23 protein-coding genes and 1 tRNA gene are annotated in these 26,149 nt (G+C 55.7%); 7 read left to right on the forward strand and 17 right to left on the reverse strand.

The annotated features are described in order from the left end of the window. Positions 1–258 precede the first annotated feature (258 nt). The gene (locus ABIE02_RS17535; protein ID WP_336994868.1) at positions 259–2,892 is read left to right on the forward strand and encodes a bifunctional diguanylate cyclase/phosphodiesterase; all 2,634 of its coding nucleotides are present in this window, start codon (positions 259–261) and stop codon (positions 2,890–2,892) included. A gap of 30 nt (positions 2,893–2,922) precedes the next feature. Here ABIE02_RS17535 and proA read toward each other — a convergent pair whose 3' ends face one another. Both proA and proB read right to left on the reverse strand, forming a co-directional pair. Next, positions 2,923–4,176, reverse strand: coding sequence for a glutamate-5-semialdehyde dehydrogenase (gene proA / locus ABIE02_RS17540; RefSeq protein ID WP_059308673.1), 1,254 nt, complete (start codon positions 4,174–4,176; stop codon positions 2,923–2,925). 10 nt (positions 4,177–4,186) lie between these two features. Beyond that, positions 4,187–5,290 (reverse strand): glutamate 5-kinase, encoded by a 1,104-nt coding sequence (gene proB, locus ABIE02_RS17545; RefSeq protein ID WP_032616689.1) that lies wholly within the window; start codon positions 5,288–5,290, stop codon positions 4,187–4,189. Between the two features lie 304 nt (positions 5,291–5,594). On the opposite strand from proB, the gene phoE reads away from it, so the two are divergent. Continuing rightward, positions 5,595–6,647 carry a phosphoporin PhoE gene (gene phoE, locus ABIE02_RS17550; RefSeq protein WP_032616688.1) on the forward strand — a complete coding sequence of 351 codons (1,053 nt, stop codon included), beginning with the start codon at positions 5,595–5,597 and terminating at the stop codon, positions 6,645–6,647. Between the two features lie 67 nt (positions 6,648–6,714). On the opposite strand, the gene crl is transcribed toward phoE, so the two are convergent. The 3 genes from crl to gpt all read right to left on the reverse strand — a co-directional run bounded on the left by crl (position 6,715) and on the right by gpt (position 8,976). After that, positions 6,715–7,116 (reverse strand): sigma factor-binding protein Crl, encoded by a 402-nt coding sequence (crl, locus tag ABIE02_RS17555; protein ID WP_032616687.1) that lies wholly within the window; start codon positions 7,114–7,116, stop codon positions 6,715–6,717. Positions 7,117–7,173: 57 nt separating this feature from the next. Next, positions 7,174–8,418 (reverse strand): esterase FrsA, encoded by a 1,245-nt coding sequence (gene frsA / locus ABIE02_RS17560; RefSeq protein ID WP_059308674.1) that lies wholly within the window; start codon positions 8,416–8,418, stop codon positions 7,174–7,176. A gap of 99 nt (positions 8,419–8,517) precedes the next feature. Further along, positions 8,518–8,976: a xanthine phosphoribosyltransferase gene (gene gpt, locus ABIE02_RS17565; RefSeq protein ID WP_032616685.1), complete on the reverse strand. Its 459-nt coding sequence runs from the start codon at positions 8,974–8,976 to the stop codon at positions 8,518–8,520. Between the two features lie 260 nt (positions 8,977–9,236). Here gpt and pepD point away from each other — a divergent pair, with 260 nt between their 5' ends. After that, positions 9,237–10,694, forward strand: a complete 1,458-nt coding sequence (pepD, locus tag ABIE02_RS17570; protein ID WP_032616684.1) for a cytosol nonspecific dipeptidase — start codon at positions 9,237–9,239, stop codon at positions 10,692–10,694. A gap of 93 nt (positions 10,695–10,787) precedes the next feature. Here the strand turns inward: pepD and dinB are convergent, their stop codons facing one another. Beyond that, positions 10,788–11,846, reverse strand: a complete 1,059-nt coding sequence (gene dinB, locus ABIE02_RS17575) for a DNA polymerase IV (RefSeq protein WP_032616741.1) — start codon at positions 11,844–11,846, stop codon at positions 10,788–10,790. A gap of 159 nt (positions 11,847–12,005) precedes the next feature. On the opposite strand from dinB, the gene ABIE02_RS17580 reads away from it, so the two are divergent. Beyond that, on the forward strand, positions 12,006–12,851 hold the full coding sequence (locus ABIE02_RS17580) for a glycerophosphodiester phosphodiesterase family protein (RefSeq protein ID WP_032616683.1): 846 nt from the start codon (positions 12,006–12,008) through the stop codon (positions 12,849–12,851). A gap of 31 nt (positions 12,852–12,882) precedes the next feature. Here ABIE02_RS17580 and nqrM read toward each other — a convergent pair whose 3' ends face one another. Genes nqrM through ABIE02_RS17615 form a run of 7 tightly spaced genes read right to left on the reverse strand, consistent with a single transcriptional unit; the run spans position 12,883 to position 18,939 of the window. Beyond that, a complete protein-coding gene (gene nqrM / locus ABIE02_RS17585) occupies positions 12,883–13,098 on the reverse strand; it encodes a (Na+)-NQR maturation NqrM (RefSeq protein ID WP_032616682.1) in 216 nt (71 codons plus the stop codon). Continuing rightward, a complete protein-coding gene (gene nqrF / locus ABIE02_RS17590; RefSeq protein ID WP_032616681.1) occupies positions 13,098–14,321 on the reverse strand; it encodes an NADH:ubiquinone reductase (Na(+)-transporting) subunit F in 1,224 nt (407 codons plus the stop codon). The genes nqrM and nqrF overlap by 1 nt, the downstream gene beginning before the upstream one ends. An 11-nt stretch (positions 14,322–14,332) precedes the next feature. Further along, the gene (gene nqrE, locus ABIE02_RS17595) at positions 14,333–14,929 is read right to left on the reverse strand and encodes an NADH:ubiquinone reductase (Na(+)-transporting) subunit E (RefSeq protein ID WP_032616680.1); all 597 of its coding nucleotides are present in this window, start codon (positions 14,927–14,929) and stop codon (positions 14,333–14,335) included. Between the two features lie 6 nt (positions 14,930–14,935). Then, positions 14,936–15,574, reverse strand: coding sequence for an NADH:ubiquinone reductase (Na(+)-transporting) subunit D (locus ABIE02_RS17600; protein ID WP_032616678.1), 639 nt, complete (start codon positions 15,572–15,574; stop codon positions 14,936–14,938). After that, a complete protein-coding gene (locus ABIE02_RS17605; RefSeq protein WP_032616677.1) occupies positions 15,567–16,361 on the reverse strand; it encodes a Na(+)-translocating NADH-quinone reductase subunit C in 795 nt (264 codons plus the stop codon). Before ABIE02_RS17605 ends, ABIE02_RS17600 begins: the two co-directional genes overlap by 8 nt. Further along, positions 16,354–17,592, reverse strand: a complete 1,239-nt coding sequence (locus ABIE02_RS17610) for an NADH:ubiquinone reductase (Na(+)-transporting) subunit B (RefSeq protein WP_336994869.1) — start codon at positions 17,590–17,592, stop codon at positions 16,354–16,356. Before ABIE02_RS17610 ends, ABIE02_RS17605 begins: the two co-directional genes overlap by 8 nt. 3 nt (positions 17,593–17,595) lie before the next feature. Beyond that, positions 17,596–18,939 (reverse strand): Na(+)-translocating NADH-quinone reductase subunit A, encoded by a 1,344-nt coding sequence (locus ABIE02_RS17615; protein ID WP_059308681.1) that lies wholly within the window; start codon positions 18,937–18,939, stop codon positions 17,596–17,598. 425 nt (positions 18,940–19,364) lie between these two features. Between ABIE02_RS17615 and dpaA the strand changes: the two genes are divergently transcribed. Beyond that, positions 19,365–20,105: a peptidoglycan meso-diaminopimelic acid protein amidase gene (gene dpaA, locus ABIE02_RS17620; RefSeq protein WP_032616671.1), complete on the forward strand. Its 741-nt coding sequence runs from the start codon at positions 19,365–19,367 to the stop codon at positions 20,103–20,105. Here the strand turns inward: dpaA and ABIE02_RS17625 are convergent. Continuing rightward, positions 20,076–20,843, reverse strand: a complete 768-nt coding sequence (locus tag ABIE02_RS17625) for a class II glutamine amidotransferase (protein ID WP_032616670.1) — start codon at positions 20,841–20,843, stop codon at positions 20,076–20,078. The genes dpaA and ABIE02_RS17625 overlap by 30 nt on opposite strands. A gap of 45 nt (positions 20,844–20,888) precedes the next feature. Next, the gene (lpcA, locus tag ABIE02_RS17630; RefSeq protein ID WP_059308682.1) at positions 20,889–21,467 is read right to left on the reverse strand and encodes a D-sedoheptulose 7-phosphate isomerase; all 579 of its coding nucleotides are present in this window, start codon (positions 21,465–21,467) and stop codon (positions 20,889–20,891) included. 238 nt (positions 21,468–21,705) lie between these two features. Here lpcA and fadE point away from each other — a divergent pair, with 238 nt between their 5' ends. After that, positions 21,706–24,150, forward strand: a complete 2,445-nt coding sequence (fadE, locus tag ABIE02_RS17635) for an acyl-CoA dehydrogenase FadE (RefSeq protein ID WP_336994870.1) — start codon at positions 21,706–21,708, stop codon at positions 24,148–24,150. Positions 24,151–24,259: 109 nt separating this feature from the next. After that, positions 24,260–25,030 carry an amidohydrolase gene (locus ABIE02_RS17640; RefSeq protein WP_336994871.1) on the forward strand — a complete coding sequence of 257 codons (771 nt, stop codon included), beginning with the start codon at positions 24,260–24,262 and terminating at the stop codon, positions 25,028–25,030. A 100-nt stretch (positions 25,031–25,130) separates the two neighbouring features. Here the strand turns inward: ABIE02_RS17640 and ABIE02_RS17645 are convergent. Together ABIE02_RS17645 and dnaQ are read right to left on the reverse strand one after the other, a co-directional pair. After that, positions 25,131–25,207 (reverse strand) — tRNA-Asp (locus ABIE02_RS17645). A 130-nt stretch (positions 25,208–25,337) separates the two neighbouring features. After that, on the reverse strand, positions 25,338–26,081 hold the full coding sequence (gene dnaQ, locus ABIE02_RS17650; RefSeq protein WP_032616666.1) for a DNA polymerase III subunit epsilon: 744 nt from the start codon (positions 26,079–26,081) through the stop codon (positions 25,338–25,340). Positions 26,082–26,149 lie beyond the last annotated feature (68 nt).

A 26,149-nucleotide genomic window follows, 5' to 3' on the forward strand; every position in this document is an offset into this window, starting at 1 on the left:
AAGAACCCAACTCGTCAACCCTTCACCTTTTAGTCGTTGATTTTTCCATCAATACGCGCAAAAACAACACAAATAAAAAGGTTGTTTTTGTTTTTCTTCACATTTTGCGGCTAATTGCCTGCGCAAGAGAGGCTATCTTCCCCGTTTGCCTGCAGAATCGGCTATCTTGAGTTTTACATTTTGACATCAAGCCCCGCCAGAACAGGCCGATATTAAAAACGATCGGAACATAATAACACCTGAGAAAATGGGGTAATCATGCATAAACTTTTTGTCAGCGATGATATATCCGGTACGGACCTTGAGCCTAAACAAACGGCGACCTTGATTAAACGTGCTTTGCAGCTGATGTTTTCTCTGTTGGCAGTGCTGTTTATTGTTGCGATTGTCGCGCTGCTGACCATCGTGCGAAACATCAATGACAGCAGCGATAAGCACAGCGCCATGCTGCTGGAAAAAGCGATCCACAACCGCGTAGATACCCTCACAACCCACATCAAAGATTATGCCTGGTGGGGCGAAGCCTATCAGCACCTGCATCCCAAAATAGATACCGACTGGGCTTATACCCGGCAGAACATGGGAGCCACGCTGTGGCGCGATTTTGAGTACGAAGGACTGTTCGTGCTCGACGGCAGCGGGAAGACCCGTTACAGCGTGATTAACGGCAAGCTGGTGACAGACTCACTGCAATCGTGGCTGGGTGAAGATCCTTTGCCCGAGCTGATTCAAAAAATAAACAAGCCGGACGCGATTCCTGTATCCAGTACGGTGGTGATGAAGGGCGGCTATCCGGCGCTGGTGGCAGCGGCACGCATCACAACCGGTGACGACTCAAGCATCCCTGTTGCTCCCGGCCCCGCCTCTGTGCTGGTCTTTGTCGACGTGCTGGATAGCCCTAAGCTCACTGCGCTGGGTGAAGAGTACGGTATCGCCCAGACTCGCGTGCAGCATAAAAACTCACCGAGGCTGGCAGGGCGACGCGGGGTGGCTACCCTCCCCGTTGACGGCCAGCAAGTGACCTTTGAATGGAAAAGCGAAAATCCGGGGCGGGAGCTGCTGCGCTATATCCTGCCGCTGCTGATCCTGCTGGCGCTTTGTACCGCTATTCCCGGCGTGATGCTGGGGCGCAACGCGCTCAAAAAGGCGCGCATGTATGATGAAAATACCTATCTGCTGGCCCAGAACCGTCTTGCCCTGACGGCCAGCGAGCGCCGTTTTCGTGACGTCGCCGAGGCGACCACCGACTGGATCTGGGAGACCGACCCGGAGCTGCGTTTTACCTGGCTTTCCGAGCGTTTTCCCGGCATTACCGGGTACAGCATATCGTACTGGATCGGCCGCCCGCTCAGCGAGCTAATGTCCGCAGAAAACCAGTCGCTGGCAGACTGGATTACCCTGCCCGGGCAGACAGGGCATCGCCGCCTGCTGCACTGCCGCTATCTTTCCGCGATGGGACATCAACGCTACTGCCATATTGCGATCAAACCTGTCATCACACCGGAGGGGATAACCGGCTACCGGGGCACCGCCACGGATGTCACTCTGGAGGTGGAGGCCCAGGCACGCGTGGAGTATCTCTCCCGCCACGACGAACTGACCGGGCTGCCCAACCGGGTGCGCATGCGCGAGTTTCTGGAGGGCAAGTTGCAGGCGCAACCCACGCAGCAGCACCCGCTGGCAATGCTTAGCCTCGATCTCGATAAGTTTAAGCCGGTTAACGATCTCTTTGGTCATGGTGCCGGTGACGCCGTACTGCATGAGGTCTCAGCCAGGCTACGGCACTGTATCCGCGATTACGATCTGGTGGCGCGCCAGGGCGGAGACGAGTTTATTCTGGTGATCTCCGACATCCATGACCGGCGGTACATCGATACCCTGTGCGAGCGCATCATTGCCGAGCTGACGCGCCCCTTCCTGATCAACGGAAATGAGATCGTGATCGGCGCCAGCATCGGGATCGCCATGGCACCGCATGATGCCGTCGACGCGGGCGAACTCCTGCGCTTCTCGGACATCGCGCTGTACAAAGCCAAAAGCACCGGGCGCAATAAATGGGTGTTCTATATGCCTGAAATGGCCGAGCAGATGGTGCAGCGCCGGGAGATGGAAAAGAGCCTGCGCGACGGGATTAAAAAAGAGCAGTTCCGTCTGGTCTACCAGCCGCGTTACGGTCATGACTTATCGCGGATCATCGCCGTAGAGGCGTTAATTCGTTGGGATCACCCTGAGCTTGGCCTGATCATGCCGGATCAGTTTATTTCTCTGGCCGAAGAGACCGGGCTGATTATTCCGCTCAGCGACTGGGTGCTGAAAACCGCCTGCCGGGACGCGCAGGAGACGCTGCACGGCCTCTCGGTTTCGGTGAATATCTCTGCGGTCGAGTTCCAGTCCTGGCAGGTGGTGGATCGCATCAAGGAGGCGCTACAGCTCTCGCAATTAGATCCGGCCCGACTGGAGATCGAAATTACCGAAAACGCCACCCTGTGGAACCCGGAAAACAGTCTCGAAATCATGCTGGCGCTGAAGAAACTTGGCGTGAAGCTGTTGATGGACGATTTTGGAACCGGCTACTCCTCCCTGAGCTATCTGCGCAATTTCCCGTTCGATGGCATTAAGCTGGATAAATCCTTTATCGACGGCATGCCGGAGAGCGACAGCGCCAACACCATCGTTGAAAATATTATCGGCCTGGGCAAAGCCTTTTCGCTGAGTATTACGGCAGAAGGGGTGGAGACCGAAGGGCAGCTCCAGAAGCTGATGATGATGAAGTGCGATGAAACGCAGGGCTATTTTATCAGCAGGCCGCTCAGCCTGACGGCGTTACAGGAGCAAATATCCGCGCTGGATTCGGCGGCACAGGGACGCAATGAACAGAATAGTCAGGGATAGCACGGGCAGCAGCCGCTGCCCGCGTAGGGATTATGCCCGAATGGTATCGTCACCGAAGCCGATCCACTTGTAGGTGGTCAGCGCTTCCAGCCCCATCGGGCCGCGCGCGTGCAGCTTCTGGGTGCTGACCGCCACTTCGGCACCAAGGCCAAACTGGCCACCATCGGTAAAGCGAGTGGAGGCGTTCACGTACACGGCTGACGAGTCCACTTCGTTCACAAAGCGGTTGGCATTGCTCAGGGTGCGGGTGAGGATCGCATCCGAATGCTGGGTGCCGTGGGCACGAATATGGGCGATGGCGTCATCCAGATCGGCAACCACCTTCACGTTCAGATCCAGCGACAGGAACTCGTCGTCGTACTGTTCTGCTTTCACCGCCTCAACCTTCGCCGGGCCGTCTTTCAGCTGCGTCAGCGCATTAGAATCCGCGTGCAGAGTCACACCGCTCTGCGCCATCTGCTGGCTCAAGGCAGGGAGGAAACGATCGGCGATACGCTGATGCACCAGCAGCGTTTCCACCGTGTTACAGGTGCTTGGGCGCTGGGTTTTGGCATTGACGATGATCTTCAGGGCCGGTTCGATCTCGGCGGTGTCATCGACAAAAATATGGCACACGCCGATACCGCCGGTGATAACCGGGATCGTCGATTGCTCGCGGCACAGTTTGTGCAGCCCTGCCCCGCCGCGCGGGATCAGCATGTCGATGTATTTGTCCATGCGCAGCATTTCGTTGACCAGCGCACGATCCGGGCTTTCAATCGCCTGAACCGCACCGGCTGGCAGACCGCACTCTTCCAGCGCCTGCTGGATCACTTTTACCGTTGCGGCGTTGGTGCGCCAGGTCTCTTTCCCGCCGCGCAGGATAGCCGCGTTGCCGGTTTTCAGGCACAGCGAGGCGACATCAACAGTCACGTTCGGGCGCGCTTCGTAGATGACACCAATGACGCCAAGCGGCACGCGGCGGCGTTCGATGCGCAGGCCGCTGTCCAGCAGTCCGCCGTCGATCACCTGCCCGACCGGATCGGCCAGGCTGCATACCTGACGCACGTCATCGGCAATGCTTTTCAGGCGCGCGGGGTTTAACGCCAGACGATCGAGCATCGCCTCGCTCAGGCCGTTGCGGCGGGCTTCCAGCAGATCCTGCTCGTTGGCGAGCAAAATCTCGTGAGACTGGGCTTCCAGATACTCTGCGATTTTTTCCAGCACGCGATTTTTCTCGCGGCTGGAAAGGAGCGCCAGTTTGTAAGAGGCGGCTTTGGCAGCGGCGCCCATTTGTTCCAGCATGTCCAGCTCCTTAACGGGTGATCATATCGTCGCGATGGACAGCAACCGGGCCATACTCATAGCCGAGAATGGCATCGATCTGCTGTGAATGATGGCCTGCAATACGGCGCAGCGCGTCGCTGTTGTAGCGGCAGACGCCGTGGGCGATGTCGCGCCCTTCCAGATTACAGATACGGATCACTTCACCACGGGAGAAGTTGCCTGTCACGTTTTTAATTCCTTTTGGAAGCAATGAGCTGCCTCTTTCCAGAATAGCGGCCGTGGCACCTTCATCAACGGTGATCTCCCCGGCAGGCGGTGCGCCGAAAATCCAGCGTTTGCGGTTTTCCAGCGGGGTGGCTTCGGCGTGGAAACGTGTTCCAACGGAAATACCTTCCATGACATCGCCAATCACACCCGGACGGCTGCCGGCGGCGATGATGGTGTCGATACCCGCGCGGCACGCGACGTCAGCGGCCTGGAGCTTTGTGCCCATCCCGCCGGTGCCGAGGCCAGAGACGCTGTCGCCTGCAATGGCGCGCAGCGCATCGTCGATGCCTTTTACATCGGTGATCAGTTCGGCTTGCGGATTGGTGCGTGGGTCTGCGGTAAACAGCCCCTGTTGATCGGTGAGCAGCAGCAGCTTATCGGCCCCTGCCAGAATCGCGGCCAGCGCCGACAGGTTATCGTTGTCGCCAACCTTAATTTCTGCGGTGGCGACCGCATCGTTTTCGTTAATGACCGGAACGATGTTGTTATCCAGCAGCGCGCGCAGGGTATCGCGGGCGTTGAGGAAACGCTCGCGATCTTCCATATCGGCGCGGGTCAGCAGCATCTGACCGACGTGGATGCCGTAGATAGAGAACAGCTGTTCCCAGAGTTGAATCAGGCGGCTTTGTCCGACGGCTGCCAGCAGCTGCTTGGAGGCAATGGTCGCGGGGAGTTCGGGATAACCCAGATGCTCACGTCCGGCGGCAATCGCCCCGGAGGTGACAATCACAATACGGTGCCCTGCGGCATGAAGCTGTGCGCACTGGCGTACCAGTTCGACAATGTGGGCGCGATTAAGGCGGCGCGATCCGCCTGTTAACACACTGGTGCCGAGTTTTACCACCAGCGTCTGGCTGTCACTCATGATTCTCTGCCGTTCAACAATAAGGGAAATGAAATCAATCAGACTTTTTATCAGGACTGGGGCCGGTTGCCAACCGCCTTAACGCTCAGGCTACCACTTTGTTGCGCGGGATCAGGAAGCGTAGCGGCAAAGGTTGACACTTTTATTACTGAAATAAAAAAACTCAGTATTTTAAACTTATTCTGTATTTGTCATAAAACGTTCACTTCATAACGTTAAAACCCTTCCTGTTTTTTCACGGAACAAAAGCTTGAGCTTACTGTTCAGCGAATATTAGCGCGTTTATAAGAAACCAGGATTGAAAATGAAAAAGAGTACTCTGGCATTAGTGGTAATGGGCATTGTGGCATCTTCATCTGTACAGGCAGCCGAAGTATTTAATAAAAACGGCAATAAACTGGACGTGTACGGTAAAGTGAAAGCAATGCATTATCTCAGCGATGATGATGCCAAAGATGGTGACCAGACTTATGTGCGTTTCGGCTTTAAAGGCGAAACCCAAATTAACGAACAGCTGACCGGTTATGGCCGTTGGGAAGCTGAATTTTCCGGCAATAAAGCTGAAAGCGACGCGACACAGAAAACCCGTCTGGCCTTCGCCGGTATCAAGCTGAAAGACTTCGGTTCATTCGACTATGGTCGTAACCTCGGCGCCCTGTATGACGTCGAAGCCTGGACTGATATGTTCCCGGAATTCGGCGGTGACTCCTCTGGACAGACCGACAACTTCATGACCAAACGCGCCAGCGGTCTGGCGACCTACCGTAATACCGACTTCTTCGGCGCCATTAATGGCCTGGACCTGACCCTACAATATCAGGGTAAAAACGAAGGGCGCGAAGCGAAGAAACAGAACGGCGACGGCTTCGGTACGGCTCTGAGCTATGATTTCGGCGGCAGCGATTTTGCCATCAGCGGCGCCTACACCAACTCTGACCGCACCAATGCCCAGAACCTGCTGGCACGTGGTGAAGGTGAAAAAGCCGAAGCCTGGGGCACCGGTCTGAAATATGACGCGAACAACCTCTACCTGGCAACCATGTATACCGAGACGCGTAATATGACGCCAATCTCCGGTGGCTTCGCCAATAAAGCACAGAACTTCGAAGCAGTTGCACAATATCAGTTTGACTTTGGTCTGCGCCCATCTCTGGGTTATGTCCAGTCTAAAGGCAAGGATATTGAAGGCATCGGTGATGAAGATATCGTGAAATATATCGACGTCGGCGCGACCTATTATTTCAACAAAAATATGTCGGCCTTTGTTGATTATAAAATCAACCAGATTGATGACGATAATAAACTGGGCGTGAGCAGCGATGATATCGTTGCCCTGGGCATGACCTACCAGTTCTGATTTCGCGAAATAAAAAACCCGGCGCGGTATGGCCGGGTTTTTTTATTGTCTGTTTTTACGCCAGGCGTTAAGCGGTCAGCTTAACCGGTTCGTTGGTAAAGTCGTCAGCAGGTTCGAGTTTCAGATCGAACGTCGCCAGCAATGTACGGGCTTTCTCGTGGAATTCACGCAGGGTATGCTCAAGGCGCTGGACCACTTCAGGATCCTTAATCGCCATCGCCTGCCAGTGGCCCTCTTTATCGAACAGGCCAAACTGGTAGTTATAGGTGAAGCGTGACGCTTCGGCTTCCATTTCCATCCACCATCCCCAGAATTCGCGCTTTTCCGGCGCTGGCTTTACGTTAACGCACACGGCCAGGCAGTCGAAAAAAAAGCGATTCTCTTCGCACTGCTCTTCGCGGATGTAGGGGCCAAGAGCCATAAACTTCTTGATCATTCTACTTTTCGGATGTCCACTCGGTAACGTCATTGCGATCTCCTTTTATGAAGCCACTGTTGTACCAAACCTCAAGAAATTAGCAATCTCTTAACACAGTCTCTGATGGATCCAACGCGCAATCTGTTGTAATGCCTTGTCAAAATTTTCATACACCGGACTAAACGGCACCTCCAGCAGCTTACCCTCGACAGATGACGAGGTGATTAAGCGTGACTCCTCTTCCGGGCTGAAGGGATCGTTTTTCCAGAAGCCCGAAAGCATCGGCGTCGGGCAGCGACGACCCAGTAATCCCTGCGTTTTCAGGGAGTAACGATTGAGTTCCACGCGCAGCGCCTCGTCGGAGGCGTCATGCATGCCCAGGCTGCTGGCCAGTACATCAAGATACATTTCCGGCACGCGCCCCTGTCGTGCGGGTTCGCTTAACAGCGCATGCACTACCGGCCCGAGGCAGGCCACCGCTTTCAGGCGTGAGGATTCCAGATAGGCCAGACGCACGGCGACGTTAGCGCCAAAGCGGAAGCCAAACGCCGCCACCCGGGTGTGATCCACCCACGGATTTTGCTCCAGCGATTTCAGGGCATGCTGGTGGAGCAAGCTGGAATCCTGAGTCAGTTTCCATTTTGACGAGAAGCCAATCGACGGCATGTCGAGCGTCAGCATCGCCAGCCCCTTCGGTGCCAGGTAGCGTTCATACAGGCTGTAGTAATCGGTTTGCAGCGAGTCGAGGCCGCCACACATCATCACCGTCGGGAAGGGGCCGTCGCCCGGAGGCGTATGCAGGAATCCGGTCACCGCCGGACCGCCGGGAATGGTAAAGGTGAGTTCGCGCATCTGACCCGGCAGATGCTGGGCCGCTTCCTGGTAAGCACGGTTCGCCAGCGCCTGCGCCTGCTCCGCCAGTTCATCGCCTTTCAGGTGTGGGTAAGCCGCGATGCTGTAGAGGTTACAGGCATGCAGCCAGTGCTTGCCGCTTAACAGGGGATCGTCTTCCTGGCTCGCCTTTTGCTGCCAGATCATCGCCTGTTTTGCCCACTCGTAGATCCAGTTGCCGCCGCGATAACCCACCACCGTGTCGTACAGATCGTCGTCTGTCCGTTCGGCCTGGCTCATTACGATTCGCGCCTGCACATCCAGAATTTCACGGGGATCGATGCCGCGCCAGATCCACATCAGACGGTTGACCATGCGATACCAGTGCGGGACGTTTTTGCCATCCAGCGCCGATTGCACGGCCGGTTGTACGCCACTGTTAAAGCGACGAACCAGCGTCGAGGTTTCCGGGTGTTTGAATTTGGGCTTGAAGAGAATTTCGCTGAGATTCGCCTGGGACATTGCGCGCTGCCTCTTAAGATACGTCAGAGGGCATCATTGTAACGCGACAACGGCGAAAAAAATAACGCCCGGCATCACCGGGCGTTAAAAATGTAGGGATTAGCGGCCTGAAATCGGTGGGACGAAAACGACGCCCATATCCCATGGCTGTTCGATCCAGGTATCCTGCGGGATATCAATTACATAATCGTCAACCAGTGGTTTACCTGCTGGCTTAGCGAAGATGGTGACGAAATGCGCTTTAGGATACATTTCGCGGATGGCCACTGCCGTACCGCCGGTATCAACCAGATCGTCAATCACGATGAAACCTTCACCATCGCCTTCGGCGCGTTTCAGCACTTTCAGCTCACGCTGGTTGTCATGGTCGTAGCTGGAGATGCATACGGTATCGACATGGCGAATACCCAGCTCACGTGCCAGCAATGCCCCCGGTACCAGGCCACCGCGGCTAACAGCGATAATGCCTTTCCACTGTTCGGATGGCATCAGGCGTGCAGCCAGTTTACGTGCATGAATCTGCAACATGTCCCAGGTGACGATGTATTTTTCGCTCATGTGAATTGTCCCAGCCTGTTTATATACGGCTTAAAAAGTGTTCGAGGGGGAAAATGGTTGCGCGAGATTATAGAGATCTGAAGCACTAAAAACCAGTGCTAAGCGGTTCCGCCCGGAGTTTTTACTTGCTTACCCCTACCAGCCGACAGAGAAAGTGGTATTCTCGAACCCACCTCGCAAGTCTGACTTGTGGTAACTCTAAACCTGCTAACCCCGTGACCTGCAACATTGTCTGCAGGCTCTCGACAAGGAGACTTACTGTGTCTGAACTGTCTCAATTATCGCCACAACCGCTGTGGGATATTTTTGCCAAAATCTGCTCAATTCCTCACCCGTCTTATCACGAAGAACAGCTTGCCGAACACATCATGGGCTGGGCGAAGGAAAAAGGGCTGCACGCCGAACGCGACCAGGTTGGCAACATTCTGATCCGTAAACCGGCCACCGCCGGGATGGAAAACCGTAAACCGGTTGTGCTGCAGGCGCACCTGGACATGGTTCCACAGAAGAACAACGACACCGTACACGATTTCACCAAAGATCCGATTCAGCCGTACATCGACGGCGAGTGGATTAAAGCCCGCGGCACCACTCTGGGTGCGGATAACGGTATCGGTATGGCCTCTGCGCTGGCGGTGCTGGCAGACGATGGCGTTGAGCATGGTCCACTAGAAGTACTGCTGACCATGACCGAAGAAGCCGGTATGGATGGCGCCTTTGGTCTGCAACCGAACTGGCTGCAGGCGGATATCCTGATCAATACCGACTCCGAAGAGGAAGGCGAAATCTACATGGGTTGCGCGGGCGGTATCGACTTTATCTCCACGCTGCCGCTGACCCGCGAAGCGATCCCGGCAGGCTTCCAGACCTTCAAGCTGACGCTGAAAGGGCTGAAGGGCGGCCACTCCGGCGGTGATATTCACTTAGGTTTAGGCAATGCCAACAAGCTGCTGGCCCGTTTCCTGGCTGGCCACGCTGCCGAGCTGGATCTGCGTCTGGTGGATTTCAACGGCGGTACGCTGCGTAACGCAATCCCACGCGAAGCTTTCGCCACCGTGGCCGTTGCCGCAGACAAAGCCGATGCGCTGAAAAAGCTCGCTACCGTTTATCTCGATATCCTGAAAAACGAACTGGAAGCGAAAGAGAAGAACCTGACCGTGGTGCTGGAAGCCGTCACGACGGATAAAGCTGCACTGACTGAAGAGTCGCGTGACCGCTTTGTTCAACTGCTGAACGCGACCCCGAACGGCGTGATCCGCAACTCTGATGTGGCGAAAGGCGTGGTTGAAACCTCCCTGAACGTCGGCGTGGTGACCATGGCTGACGACAGCGCAGAGATCATCTGCCTGATCCGCTCCCTGATCGACAGCGGTAAAGATTACGTGGTGAGCATGCTGGAATCGCTGGGCAAACTTTCTGGTGCGCAAACCACCGCCAAGGGCAGCTACCCGGGCTGGCAGCCAGACGCAAGCTCACCGGTGATGGCGCTGGTGCGTGAAACTTATCAGCGTCTGTTCAACAGCACGCCGAACATTCAGGTGATCCACGCCGGTCTGGAGTGCGGTCTGTTCAAGAAACCGTACCCGGATATGGATATGGTTTCCATCGGGCCAACCATTACCGGTCCGCACAGCCCGGATGAGCAGGTGCATATCGAAAGCGTGGGCCATTACTGGACCCTGCTGACGGAACTGCTGAAAGCAATCCCGGCCAAGTAATCCGCCGACAGTTGCCCGGCGGCACTGCGTTTGCCGGGCCTGCGGGTCACACATTGTATCAGGCCCGGTAAGCGTGAGCGCCACCGGGCTTTTTTACAGCCCCAGCACCAGTTGCCGCTCAAGCTGCGGATCCAGCAGAGTGACATGTAACCCCACCAGCCGCACTCCCCGCCCTGCCCGACGCTCTTCCCAGGTTTTCTTGGCGGTCGCAATCAAATCCTCTTTGTTCAGCCGCGGCCAGACGTGTTCCTGGGTGGTTTGCTGGAAGTCGTTAAACTTGAGCTTTACCCCCTGGCGGGCAATCAGCAGATCCGGTTTGACCTTTGCCAGTCGACGCTCCAACTCCGGGTAAAGCTGCCCGACGATAATGGCTTCGCAGTCTGCCCAGTCATGAATATCCTCGGCCAGCGTCCGTTCAACGCCCACGGATTTACGCAGCCGCTCGCTGTTAACGTTGCGCTCATCAATGCCCTGGCTCCGCTCCCACAGTACCCGGCCAAACTTACCGAAGCGCTTAAGCAACATGCTCAGATCGCTGTTCTGTACATCTCCGCAGGTTCGCAGCCCCATGTTCTCCAGCTTTGCCGCAGAGACTTTCCCCACGCCGGGGATCTTGCCGAGCGGCAGCGTTTTGATAAACGCTGGCACCTCATCCGGGGTGATGACGTACTGGCCGTTGGGCTTATTGAGATCCGAGGCGATTTTGGCGAGAAATTTTACCGGCGCAATGCCCGCCGAGGCGGTGAGTTGTAGTTCATCGAAAATCGTCTGGCGGATCTCCTGGGCCATCAGCGTGGCAGAGCCGTGACAGTGCAGGCTGTCGGTGACATCCAGATAGGCTTCGTCCAGCGACAGAGGCTCAATCAGAGAGGTGTAGCGGGAAAAAATCTCGCGGATATGGTGGGACGCTTCTTTGTAGGCCTCGAAACGTCCGGGTAATAAGGTCAGGTGCGGGCACAGTTTTAACGCCATTGCGGTCGGCATGGCGCTGCGCACGCCAAACTTACGTGCCGGGTAGTTGGCCGTGCTGATTACCCCGCGCTGCACACGACTGCCGCCAATCGCAATGGGGATATCCCGCAGCGCCGGGTTATCGCGCATCTCTACCGCAGCGAAAAAACAGTCCATATCGACATGGATTATCTTGCGCATCATCGTCACCACACCTGTAATTATGCACAGTATAACAAAGTGCAAAAAATGCGTCAGCAGATTTACCGTCTCACTCCTGTCATTAAAGCGTGGTACAAGAATACGCCATCAAGCATTTACAACTCATTGAATTACATGATTTAAAATGGAAAATTATTCATGAAAAAAATAATTATCGCCTCACTTGTGCTCACCACCTCCGCCTGGGCCAGCCCACAAATGATTGCTCACCGTGGAGGAACCGCCGACGCGCCGGAGAATACCCTTCCGGCGATCCAGCTGGCGCTGGAAAACCGCGCTCAGGCTATCTGGGTCACCGTGCAGCTCAGCCGTGACGGTGTGCCGGTGCTTTATCGTCCCAGCGATCTCAGCGCATTAACCACAGCAAAGGGAAAGATCTCGCAGTACACCCAAGCGGAGCTGGCGACAGTTGATGCCGGGGCTAAATGGAAAGAAAAGGTCGCCGGGAGCACAATTCCAACCCTGAAAGCGGTGCTTGAACGCTGGCCTGACACCCCGTTTTACATCGATATTAAATCTCCCGACGCCGATCCGGCTGAGATGGGTAAACAGCTTCTTAGCGTGCTGAAAGAGACCAACGGCCTGACGCGTGTTCGCGTATATTCCACAGAGGATCGCTATCTGGATGCGCTGCCTGCGGAAGTGCCGCGCTTTGTCACCCGCAGTGAAACACGCACCCGGCTGGCGAATATCTCACTGAACCACGTTTGCCAGACGCCGGCAAAGAAAATGGATGCGTACTGGTACGGGCTGGAACTGAATCGCAAGGTAGAGGTGGTGGAGAAATTCACGCTGGGGGATGGTATCTCCCCGGCAACCCTGACGTGGGATAAGGAGGCGATGGACTGTTTCCGTTCTCAGGGAAATGCCCATGTGATCCTGCTCGGTGTTAACTCCGCAGAGGATTACCAGAAAGCACAAGCATTGGGGGCTGACGGCGTGATGGTGGATTCGCCCGCGCAGGCCAGCGCCTGGCTTAAGTAAAAAAGCAGGCCGCTGTCGCGGCCTGTATTATTCAGAGGATCCGGTTCTGCTGGCGTTGCGCTTCTCGTGCAATACGCTTTTTACGCGCGTCGCACGGCTCCGGGCAATCGCAGACTTTTTCCATCCCCAGCGAGGAGATGCCGCCGCAGCTGCCCTGAATGCTTTTGCGCTTAATCAACCAGCCGAGCGACATGCCAAACACCACCAGCACAAACATCGCAAAGGTCAGCAAGAAGGTCACCATCATTAGCCTCCAAAATCATCCAGCATGATGTTCTCATCCTCTACACCGAGATCCTGCAACATTTTGATGACGGCGGCGTTCATCATCGGCGGCCCGCACATGTAGAACTCGCAGTCTTCCGGGGCGGCATGCTGTTTGAGATAGTTTTCATACAGCACGTTATGAATGAACCCGGTATAACCGGTCCAGTTGTCTTCCGGCAGCGGATCGGAGAGCGCAATGTGGAAGCTGAAGTTCGGGTTGTCGCGCGCCAGCTGTTCGAACTCCTCCTGATAGAACATTTCACGCAGCGAACGGGCGCCATACCAGAAGCTGATCTTACGCTGACTGCCCAGGCGCTTAAGCTGATCAAAAATGTGCGAGCGCATCGGCGCCATCCCGGCGCCCCCGCCGATAAAGACCATTTCGGCGTCGGTCTCTTTGGCAAAGAACTCACCAAACGGACCGGAGATGGTGACCTTATCACCCGCTTTCAGCGACCAGATATAAGACGACATGATCCCCGGCGGCGCATCCGGTACGCCCGGCGGCGGCGTGGCGATACGCACGTTGAGCATGATGATGCCCTTCTCTTCCGGGTAGTTGGCCATGGAGTAGGCGCGCAGCGTCGGCTCTTTGACCTCAGAGACAAAGCGGAACAGGTTGAATTTATCCCAGTCACCGCGGTACTCGTCAGGAACGTCAAAGTCTTTGTACGCGACAGTATGCGCCGGGCATTCAATCTGAATGTAGCCGCCCGCACGGAACGGCACATCTTCGCCATCGGGAACGCGCAGCTTCAGCTCTTTAATGAAGGTGGCTTTGTTATCGTTGGAGATAACTTCACACTGCCACTTTTTCACGCCGAAGATCTCCTCCGGCAGTTCAATCTTCATGTCCTGGCGCACCGCCACCTGACAGGCCAGACGACAGCCCTCTTTCGCCTCACGCTTGCTAATGTGTGACAGCTCGGTCGGTAGAATATCCCCGCCGCCCTCTTTGACCGTGACCCGGCATTGCCCGCAGGAACCGCCGCCGCCGCAGGCAGAAGAGATAAAAATGCCATTGCCGGAAAGCGTGTTCAGCAGCTTGTCACCTGCAGGGGTGCGGATCTGCTTATCCGCCTCATCGTTAATCTCGATGATCACATCGCCGGAGTTCACCAGCTTTGACCGCGCCACCAGAATTAGCCCTGAGAGCACCAGCACGATCAACGTGAACATCACTACGCCAAGTATAATTTCCATCTATTTTGCCCTTACAGCTGCACACCGGAGAAGGACATAAAGCCCAGCGCCATCAGCCCGGTGGTGATAAAGGTGATCCCTAAGCCGCGCAACCCGGCCGGCACGTTGGCATACTTCATTTTTTCGCGCAGACCCGCCATCGTCACGATGGCAAGCATCCAGCCGATACCAGAGCCGAAGCCGTACACCACCGACTCGGTAAAGTTGTAATCACGCTGTACCATAAACGACACGCCGCCGAAGATGGCGCAGTTCACGGCGATCAACGGCAGGAAGATCCCCAGCGCCGTGTAGAGTGACGGGAAGTATTTATCAAGGATCATCTCCAGGATCTGCACCAGCGCCGCAATGACGCCAATGAAGGTGATGAAGTTGAGGAAGCTCAAATCAACCCCCTCCACCAGCGCACCGTCGCGCAGCACCAGGTTAAAGACCAGGTTGTTAATCGGAACCGACAGCCCTAACACCACCGTGACGGCAACGCCCAGCCCGAAGGCGGTCGATACCTTTTTAGACACGGCAAGGAACGTACACATGCCGAGGAAAAACGCGAGCGCCATGTTTTCAACAAACACCGCCCGCACAAACAAACTCAGGTAATGAGCCATTGTCGGTTACTCCTTTTCCTGCTGCTCAGGGCGCCAGGTTCTCACCGCCCAGATCAGCAAACCGATAATGAAGAACGCGCTGGGGGCCAGCAGGAACAGACCGTTAGGCAGATACCAGCCGCCGTTTTGCACGGTATCCAGTACGGTGATGCCAAACAGCTTGCCGCTACCGATCAGCTCACGCAGGAAACCGACCGTCAGCAGGATCACGCCATAGCCGAGACCGTTGCCGATCCCATCCATAAAGCTCGCCAGCGGCGGCATCTTCATGGCATAGGCTTCTGCGCGTCCCATTACGATGCAGTTGGTGATAATCAGGCCGACAAACACCGACAGCTGCTTTGAAGTTTCGTAGGCAAACGCCCGCAGCAACTGATCCACCACGATCACCAGCGAGGCGATAATCGCCATCTGCACGATGATGCGCACGCTGTTGGGGATGTGGTGGCGGATCATCGAGATGAACATGCTGGAAAACGCCGTCACCAGGGTTACCGCCAGGGTCATCACCACGGCGGTTTCCAGTTTGGTGGTCACCGCCAGCGCCGAACAGACGCCCAGCACCTGCAGGGTGATCGGGTTATTGGCGATGAGCGGCCCGATAAGAACCCGTTTAACTTCTTTCAGTTCGCCCGCATCAGCCATTGTTCAGCTCTCCTTCACGTACCTTTTTAAGAAAGGGTCCAAAACCCAGCTCACCCATCCAGAAATCAAAGCTGTGCTGAACGCCATTTGAGGTCAGCGTGGCGCCGGAAAGGCCATCAACGGCGTACTCATCACCCGAACGCGCGCCTCCTTTTATCACTTTCAAAGCCGGTTGGCCGTTATCATCCAGCACTTTTTTGCCCACAAACTGCGCTCGCCAGGCCGGATTTTCCACTTCGCCGCCCAGCCCCGGGGTTTCCCCCTGATCGTAATAAGTGATGCCTTTAATCGTGCGGCCATCGGTGTTGAGAGCGACGAAGGCGTACATCATCGACCATAGCCCGTTGCCATATACCGGCAGAACCAGCTCCTGAACGCGCTTTTGCTCATCGCGCACCAGGTAGATCTCTGCTGTGTTGCTGCGACGTTTGATGCCAGCGGGATCCTGGCTGGCTTCCAGTTCAGTGCTGCGCTGCGGATCTTTCAGCGCCTGCGCCTGGTTATAGCTGGCCGGATCGCTCTCCAGCAGCTCGCCGGTATTGAGATCGACCAGACGCGGTGTGATGCGTTCAGCGAAGAGCTGCGCCACATCCTCGGCGCTCATTTCGCCCTGCATCAGGCCCGCTACCGCCAGAATGTTACGCTGCTTGTCGAGGGCGCGTTGCTCCTGCTGGCGAGGCTTAAGCCCTACCGCAGAGCCTGCCACCACGATGGAACAGACCAGACACAGTACGATGATCACCATCAGCGTCTTGCCGATGCTGTCATTATTTTTCATCTCAGCCACGCGCCTTCCTCCGTTTGATGTTGGCACGCACCACCAGGTAATCGAACAGCGGCGCAAACAGGTTGGCGAACAGGATTGCCAGCATCATTCCTTCCGGGTAGGCCGGGTTGACGACACGAATCAGGACACACATAACCCCGATAAGCGCGCCGTACCACCATTTCCCTTTATTAGTGAACGAGGCCGAAACCGGGTCGGTCGCCATAAACATCATGCCGAAGGCGAAACCGCCCAGTACCAGATGCCAGTACCACGGCATGGCGAACATCGGGTTGGTGGCTGAGCCGATCAGGTTAAACAGCGTGGCAGTGAGGATCATGCCGAGCATTACACCCGCCACAATGCGCCAGGAGGCGACGCGGCCAAACAGAATGATGGCCCCGCCAATCAGGATCATCAGCGTGGAAACTTCCCCGATCGAGCCAGGAATGGTGCCGATAAAGGCATCGAACCAACTCACTGGCTGGCCGGTCGCGTTGTTGATCAACGACTCGCCGCCATGGGCGGCCCACTGCGACAGTGGCGTCGCACCAGAGAAACCGTCCGCTGCCGTCCAGACCAGATCGCCAGAGATCTGCGCCGGGTAGGCAAAGAACAGGAACGCCCGTCCGGCCAGAGCCGGGTTAAGGAAGTTGCGTCCGGTGCCACCGAAGATCTCCTTCGCCATCACCACGCCAAAGCTGATACCCATCGCCGCCAGCCACAGAGGCAAGGTCGGAGGAACAATCAGGGCAAACAGAATGGAGGTAACAAAGAAGCCTTCGTTGATCTCGTGCTTGCGGATAATCGCGAACAGCACTTCCCAGAAGCCGCCGACCAAAAATACCGTCAGGTAGATAGGCAGGAAATAGACCGCTCCCAGTGTCATCATGCTGATCCAACCAGCATCCGGGGTAAAGCTGACGCCGAGCATCTGCGCCACCCGGTAGTGCCAGTCGCCTGCGATAAACTGCGACAGCTGCTGGGCATCATAAAGATGCGTCAGCGCGGGGATCGTTTGCAGACCAACGTTATACATACCCCAGAACATCGCCGGGAACACTGCGAACCAGACGAGGATCATCATGCGCTTGAGGTCGATGGCGTCGCGCACGTGCGCGGCCCCTTTAGTGACCTGGCCTGGCGTATAGAGCAGCGTCGCGGTCGCTTCAAATAGCGGGTAATACTTTTCCAGCTTGCCGCCGTGGGTGAAATGCGGCTCCAGCTTTTCAATGAGATGTTTCAGGCCCATCAGTTATCCTTCCTGCTCAATGCGGGTTAACACCTCGCGCAATACGGGTCCGTATTCGTATTTACCGGGGCAAACGTAGGTGCACAGCGCCAGATCTTCTTCATCCAGTTCGAGGCAGCCCAGCGCCTGGGCACTGTCGGTATCGCCCGCCAGCAGATCGCGCAGCAGCAGGGTCGGCAGGATGTCGAGCGGCATTACGCGCTCGTAGTTACCGATGGGCACCATAGCCCGCTCGCCGCCATGGGTATCCGTAGAGAAGTTAAACAGTTTGTTGCGCAGGAAGTGGCCCAGCGTCGTGCGGGTAACGGAGAACTTCTCTTTGCCGGGCATTACCCAGCCGAACAGCTCTTTCTCGCGTCCCTCTTTCACCACGCTTATCTGTAAATGAAAACGCCCAAGATAAGCATGGGCACCTACTGCATGCCTGCCGCTCAGCACAGACCCCGAAATATGGCGGTTTTCGCCCTCCAGGGTTTCGTCCACCAGCAGGTCATTGATGTCTGCGCCCAGACAGGTGCGCACTAGCCGCGGGTTACGCATTTGTGGGCCGCCCAGAGCGATAACCCGATCGGTATACAGCTCGCCGGTGGTGAACAGTTTGCCGATGGCGATAACGTCCTGGTAGTTAAGATGCCAGACCTGTTTGGTCAGGCTGACGGCCTCCAGGAAATGGATGTGCGTGCCTGGCAACCCTGCCGGATGCGGCCCGGCGAAGGTATTAAACGTTACCTTTCCTTGAGGATGCCCGCCCAGCTTGCCGCCGTTCGCCTGGCAAACATGCACTTTGCCGTCCGTCAGGTGCGTGAGAAGGGTCAGCCCGGCATCGAATGCCTGACGCTGCGCCAGAATAAGAGGCTGCGGGTCAGCGCTAAGCGGGTTGGTATCCATCGCGGTAACAAAGATAGCGGCCGGCACAGTGCCGGGCACCGGCGTTTTGCTGAAAGGACGGGTACGCAGCGCCGTCCACAACCCTGATTCCAGCAGTTGCGCTTGTACAGCCTGACGGGTGAGCGAGGGGAGATCGGCGACATCGTAGCGGGTAAATTCGCGCTGCCGATCGCCTTCAAGCCGGATCACCACCGATTGCAGCACGCGACGTTCGCCACGATGAATGGCCACCACCGTCCCGCTGGCGGGTGCGGTGAAGAGGACGCCGGGATTTTTTTTATCCTCGAATAACGCCTGGCCCTTAGTAACGCTATCGCCCTCCTGCACCAGCATGGTGGGACGCATACCAATGTAGTCGTCCCCCATGATCGCCACATGGCGGGGTGTTGCAGAAGGCAATATCTGCTGTAAAGGAATGCCAGAAATCGGCAAATCAAGTCCTTTTCTGATTCTAATCATAGTGTTAGTTGATATCCATGAGTAACCGTTCCGGCCAGGATGCCGGACGAGTCAGAAGTCGTTGCACAGGATAGAGAAAGGGGGCGAGAACTCGCCTGTATGAGCAGCAGAACCGTGGATGATCCTGAAAAAGCGTCCTTTCTTACCCTTCAGTCATAAGACGGCCGCAGTGTACCATTTTCCCCTATCAGGCGGCAGGGATAACGCAGCGGCAGGTGCTAAAATGCGACCGATTACGCAAAGTTCTCAATGCCAGCGCGGTTAATCCAGGTTATAAGGGAAAACTATTTTGTAAACCGACGTGCTGACGCTTGCGAAAAAATGCAGTGGTGCTAATGTGAGCACGCCTAATGCAGATAAATCTGATTTCGGGTCTCTTTTGCCGTCCTGGCAAGTTGGTTATGTTTTATCAAGGAACCTGTAGTATGCGTAAAATCGCATTGTTCATTGCGATGCTTCTTATTCCCTGCGTTTCGTTTGCCGGGCTGCTCAGCAGCAACAGTTCAACGACACCAGTTAGCAAAGAATACAAGCAGCAGTTGATGGGCTCTCCGGTCTATATCCAGATCTTTAAAGAAGAGCGCACGTTAGACCTGTACGTGAAGATGGGTGAGACGTATCAGCTGCTCGACAGCTATAAAATCTGTAACTACTCCGGCGGCCTCGGCCCGAAACAGCGTCAGGGCGATTTTAAAAGCCCGGAGGGGTTCTACAGCGTTCAGCGTAGCCAGCTAAAACCAGACAGCCGCTTCTATAAAGCCATCAACATCGGTTTCCCGAATGCCTTTGACCGTGCGCATGGCTATGACGGTAAATACCTGATGATCCACGGTGCCTGTGTCTCTGTTGGCTGCTACGCCATGACCGACAGCGGAATCGATGAGATCTTCCAGTTTGTGACCGGTGCGCTGGTGTTTGGCCAGTCGGCCGTCCAGGTGAGCATCTATCCGTTCCGTATGACCGACGCTAACATGCAGCGTCATCAACGCTCTTACTATGCGGATTTCTGGAAACAGCTGAAACCGGGTTATGACTACTTCCAGCAGACGCGTAAGCCGCCAACCGTTTCGGTGGTGGATGGACGTTATGTGGTCAGCAAGCCGCTGAGCCACGAAGTCGTCCATCCACAGCTGGCGTCAAACTACGCGCTCCCCGAGACAAAATAAGATCCACTCGCCTGGCATAATCTTTTGCCAGGTTTCGTTGCCGGTCAGCGGCTGCGTTGCAATCACAGTGACCACATCGTTCGGTGTGGTCTCTGTCTGAAAATCAATTTCCACATCCTGATCCAGAAGCTTTGCCACGCCAAAAGGTGCGCGGCGGGTGATCCAGAAAAGATTCGTAGAGCAGAACGCCATCACGTAGCGCCCGTCAGACAACAGCATATTAAACACGCCTTTCTCACGTAACTCAGACGCCAGTGACGCAATGTATTTAAACACGGCGGTCATATTGCTGGGGGTACGTGGGTAGCGCTCAGTCAATTTATGCAGCAACCAGCAGAAGGCCTTTTCACTGTCGGTTTCCCCCACCGGGCGGAAGTTGCCGGTCTCCAGCGATTTATAGCCGCTCAGCTGGCCGTTGTGGGCGTAAGTCCAGTTGCGTCCCCACAGCTCGCGGGTAAACGGATGGGTGTTTTCCAGCGCGACTTCACCGCGGTTGGCCTGGCGAATATGGGCAACCACCGAGCAGGATTTAATCGGATAATCCTGCACCAGTTTGGCAATCGGAGAGTTGAAGCTGGGTTGTGGATCCTTGAACGTGCGACAGCCTTTTCCTTCGTAGAAGGTGATACCCCAGCCGTCTTTATGCGGCCCGGTTCCTCCACCGCGCTGCACCAGCCCGGTAAAACTGAAGCAGATATCGGTCGGCACATTGGCGCTCATCCCGAGCAGTTCGCACATACATCACCTCCACAACAGCGGGGGCGATACGCCCCCAGCGAAGTCTTACTTGACCATCTCTTTTTCGATTAACTGAATCAGAATGTGGATCACTTTGATGTGAATTTCCTGAATACGATCAGCATAACCGAAGTGAGGCACACGAATTTCGATATCCGCCGTACCCGCCATTTTGCCGCCGTCTTTGCCGGTCAGGGTAATGACTTTCATCCCCTTCTCGCGGGCCGCTTCAATGGCTTTGATCACGTTGCCGGAATTGCCGGAAGTAGAGATCCCCAGCAGGACATCCCCTTCACGCCCTACCGCTTCGACATAGCGGGAAAAGATGTGATCGTAACCGAAGTCGTTGCCGACGCAGGAGATGTGGCTGACGTCAGAGATGGCAATCGCTGGATAGCCCGGACGGTTTTCACGATAACGACCGGTCAGCTCTTCGGCAAAGTGCATGGCATCACAATGTGAACCGCCATTGCCGCAGGAGAGCACTTTACCGCCCTCTTTGAAGCTGTCGGCAAGCAGGACCGCCGCGCGCTGAATAGCGTGAATATTGGCTTCATCTTTCAGAAAGTTAGCCAGCGTTTCCGCCGCTTCGTTCAGTTCGTTACGAATAAGATCCTGGTACATGAGGATAATCCTTCAGTATTGATGAAATAACAGAGCAAGTTTACCGGATAGCAGTAAAAGCGAGAAGCTAAAGCCGCATCAATCATCGGGCGTTTTGCTTTTTTGTGGCGCGTAAAACCTGAACAATGTGAACCAGGTTGTAATTATTTTGTGAATGCATTGCTAAAAGAAATAACATCCACTACAACCATATCATCACAAGTGGTCAGACCTCCTACAAGACAGGGAGCTTTTCGTTATGATGATTTTAAGTATTCTCTTATCCGTTGTTCTGCTCGGGGTGTTGTTCTACCACCGGGTTAGCTTAGTTTTGAGCAGCGTTATCTTACTGGCCTGGACCGCTGCGCTCGGCTTGGCCGGCATCTGGAACCCTTGGGTGCTGGTTCCGCTGGCGATCATCCTGGTGCCATTCAACGTCGCCTCCATGCGTAAGTCGATGATTTCCGCTCCGGTATTCCGCGGCTTCCGTAAGGTGATGCCGCCGATGTCGCGGACCGAAAAAGAGGCCATCGACGCTGGCACCACCTGGTGGGAAGGCGACCTGTTCCAGGGCAAGCCAGACTGGAAAAAGCTGCATAACTATCCGCAGCCGCGCCTTACTGCGGAAGAGCAGGCATTTATTGATGGCCCGGTTGAAGAAGCCTGCCGGATGGCGAATGACTTCCAGATCACGCATGAAATGGCCGATCTGCCGCCTGAATTGTGGGCATTTTTAAAAGAGCATCGCTTCTTCGCGATGATCATTAAGAAAGAGTACGGCGGGCTGGAGTTCTCTGCTTACGCTCAGGCACGTGTTCTGCAAAAACTGTCCGGCGTTTCCGGGATCCTGGCGATCACCGTCGGCGTGCCTAACTCATTAGGCCCGGGTGAACTGCTGCAACATTACGGTACTGAAGAGCAGAAAGATCACTATCTGCCGCGTCTGGCACGCGGTCTGGAAATCCCTTGCTTCGCACTGACCAGCCCGGAAGCGGGTTCTGATGCAGGCGCTATCCCGGACACCGGCGTGGTCTGTATGGGCGAGTGGCAGGGTGAGCAGGTGCTGGGTATGCGCCTGACCTGGAACAAACGCTACATTACGCTGGCCCCCATCGCCACCGTGCTGGGCCTGGCCTTTAAACTCTCCGACCCGAACAAGCTGTTAGGCGGTGAAGAGGATCTGGGCATTACCTGTGCGCTGATCCCAACCTCTACCCCGGGTGTGGAAATTGGTCGTCGTCACTTCCCGCTGAACGTGCCGTTCCAGAACGGTCCGACCCGCGGTCAGGATATCTTTGTCCCGATTGATTACATCATCGGCGGCCCAAAAATGGCCGGTCAGGGCTGGCGTATGCTGGTGGAATGTCTGTCCGTTGGCCGCGGCATTACGCTGCCGTCGAACTCAACCGGTGGGCTGAAATCCGTGGCGATGGGGATTGGCGCTTACGCTCACATCCGCCGTCAGTTCAAAGTCTCTATTGGTAAGATGGAAGGGATTGAAGAACCGCTGGCACGTATCGCGGGTAATGCCTACGTGATGGATGCGGCGGCTTCATTAATTACCTACGGGATTATGCTGGGTGAAAAACCGGCCGTGCTGTCAGCTATCGTGAAGTACCACTGTACTCACCGTGCGCAGCAGTCGATCATCGATGCAATGGATATTGCTGGCGGGAAAGGCATTATGCTGGGCGAAGGCAACTTCCTGGCGCGTGGCTATCAGGGCGCACCTATTGCCATCACCGTAGAAGGGGCAAACATTCTGACCCGCAGCATGATGATCTTCGGTCAGGGCGCAATCCGCTGCCATCCATACGTACTGGAAGAGATGGCAGCCGCACAGAACAACGACGTGGATGCCTTCGATAAACTGCTGTTTAAACACATCGGCCACGTCGGCAGCAACAAAGTACGCAGCTTCTGGCTGGGACTGACCCGCGGCCTGACCAGCGCCACGCCAACCGGCGATGCAACCCGTCGTTACTATCAGCATCTGAACCGTCTGAGTGCCAACCTTGCGCTGCTCTCCGACGTATCGATGGCGGTACTGGGTGGCAGCCTGAAACGCCGGGAACGTATTTCTGCGCGTCTGGGTGATGTGCTGAGCCAGATCTTCCTCGCCTCGGCGGTACTGAAACGCTACGACGATGAAGGTCGTCACGAAGCGGATCTGCCATTGGTTCACTGGGGCGTGCAGGATGCGCTGTATCAGGCGGAACAGGCCATCGACGATCTGCTGGTGAACTTCCCGAACCGCTTTGTGGCTGGCGCGCTGCGCGTGGTCATCTTCCCGACCGGTCGTCACTATCTGGCGCCGTCCGATAAGCTGGACCACAAAGTAGCGAAAATACTGCAGGTGCCGAGCGCGACCCGCTCCCGTATCGGCCGTGGCCAGTATCTGACGCCAAGCGAGCATAACCCGGTTGGCCTGCTGGAAGAGGCGCTGCTGGATGTGATGGCTGCCGATCCGATTCATCAGAAGATCTGCAAACAGCTGGGCAAAAACCTGCCATTTACCCGTCTGGATGAACTGGCGAAACAGGCGCTGGCGGGCGGCATCATCACCCAGGATGAAGCAGCCGTGCTAATCAAAGCTGAAGAGAGCCGTCTGCGCAGTATCAACGTCGATGATTTCGACGCCGATGAGCTGGCGACACAGCCGGTAAAGTTTGCAGAGAGTGTGCGTAAACCTGAAGCAGCCTAACCCGTTTCAGTGCTAAAGAACCCCGCCTGGTGCGGGGTTTTTTATTGCCACCCGTTTCTCTGATTGTCGTGCTACAGTGTCAAAATGTGGTTCTTCGAGGAGTCTTACTGTGCCTGGTTTGAAGATTACGCTTTTGCAACAACCGCTGGTGTGGATGGATGGCCCCGCCAACCTGCGCCATTTTGATCGTCAACTGGAGGGGATCACCGGACGCGATATTATTATCCTGCCGGAAATGTTCACCACCGGGTTTGCCATGGAAGCGGCAAAACAGTCTCTGCCACAGGCGGATGTGGTCGCCTGGATGCAGGCCAGGGCGCAGCAAACCCAGGCGCTAATCGCCGGAAGCGCCGCCTTGCAGACCGAACGCGGGCCGGTTAACCGTTTTCTGCTGGCGGAGCCTGAGGGTAAGGTGCATTTCTATGATAAGCGCCACCTGTTCCGCATGGCGGATGAGCACCAGCATTATGAAGCGGGTAACGAACGGCTGGTGTTTGAGTGGCGCGGCTGGCGCATTCTGCCCTTAGTCTGTTACGACCTGCGCTTCCCGGTGTGGTCGCGTAACCGTAACGATTATGACCTGGCGCTGTATGTCGCTAACTGGCCTGCCCCGCGCTCGCTGCACTGGCAGGCACTGCTGACAGCAAGGGCCATCGAGAACCAGGCCTATGTTGCGGGCTGCAACCGGGTCGGTACCGACGGTAACGGGCATCACTATCGCGGCGACAGCCGGGTGATTAATCCGCAGGGCGAGATCATCGCCACCGCAGATCCCCATCATGCTACGCGCATTGACGCAGAGCTGTCGCTGACGGCATTAAGAGAATATCGGGAGAAGTTTCCTGCCTGGCAGGATGCGGATCCGTTTAGCATTAATTAAACATCAGCCGGGCGGCACCAACGTTTGCTGCCTGGCTAAATTAGCTACGTGATAAAATGACAAAGGCCTGAATCATTGCTGATTCAGGCCTTCTTAATAGTGGCGGAACGGACGGGACTCGAACCCGCGACCCCCTGCGTGACAGGCAGGTATTCTAACCGACTGAACTACCGCTCCGCTGTGTTCCCTTGGGAACGAGGCAGATATTACGGTTTGCCTCCGATCCCGTCAATGCTTTTTCTCTGCTTTTGAATCGTTTGCTGCAAAAACACTCCAAACGGTTATTTTAACAGCACCTCCGCCGCATTTAGCCGCGCCAGAGGCAGCTACCGCCCTTCTTCTGTACCAGATCCAGACGCGATTCATGCGCCAGTAACTCTTCATCGCTTGCGAGAATAACGCGTAATGCGCTGGACTGACGGACAAGGCGCTGGATTTCGCTCTCCCCGGTCTGCTGCTGTGAATCGTTATCGGCATTAAAGGCCAAAGCTGTCTGGCCACCCGTCATAATCAGATAGACATCGGCCAGGATCTGGGCATCGAGCAATGCCCCGTGCAGCGTTCGCTTGCTGTTATCTATTTCATAGCGCGAGCACAACGCATCGAGGCTATTACGTTTGCCGGGGAACATCCTTCTTGCCATCGCCAGGCTGTCGGTGACTTTACAGAAGGTGTCGGTCTTCGGCAGACCGCGGTTGAGCTTGCTGAATTCATAATCCATAAAGCCGATATCAAACGAGGCGTTATGAATGACCAGCTCGCCACCTTTGATGTAGTCGATGAATTCATCGGCGACGTCGGCAAAGGTAGGTTTATCCAGTAAGAATTCATCTGCGATACCGTGAACGCCAAAGGCTTCCGGGTCCACCAGCCGGTCTGGCTTCAGGTAGACATGGAAGTTATTGCCGGTAAGACGGCGGTTGATCACCTCTACCGCACCGATCTCGATGATCTTGTGCCCTTCATAGTGAGCACCGATCTGGTTCATACCCGTGGTTTCGGTATCGAGGACAATGATCCTGTCGGCGTTATGTGTGTCTGCAATACTCATTCTGAAAACCTGCTCTGTTCAATGGCGACATTGTAAACAACCTGGTCAGGCCTTCAAAGGCTAATTCG

The sequence above is a fragment of the Leclercia sp. 1548 genome (assembly GCF_050435045.1).
GTDB lineage: Bacteria > Pseudomonadota > Gammaproteobacteria > Enterobacterales > Enterobacteriaceae > Enterobacter > Enterobacter adecarboxylatus.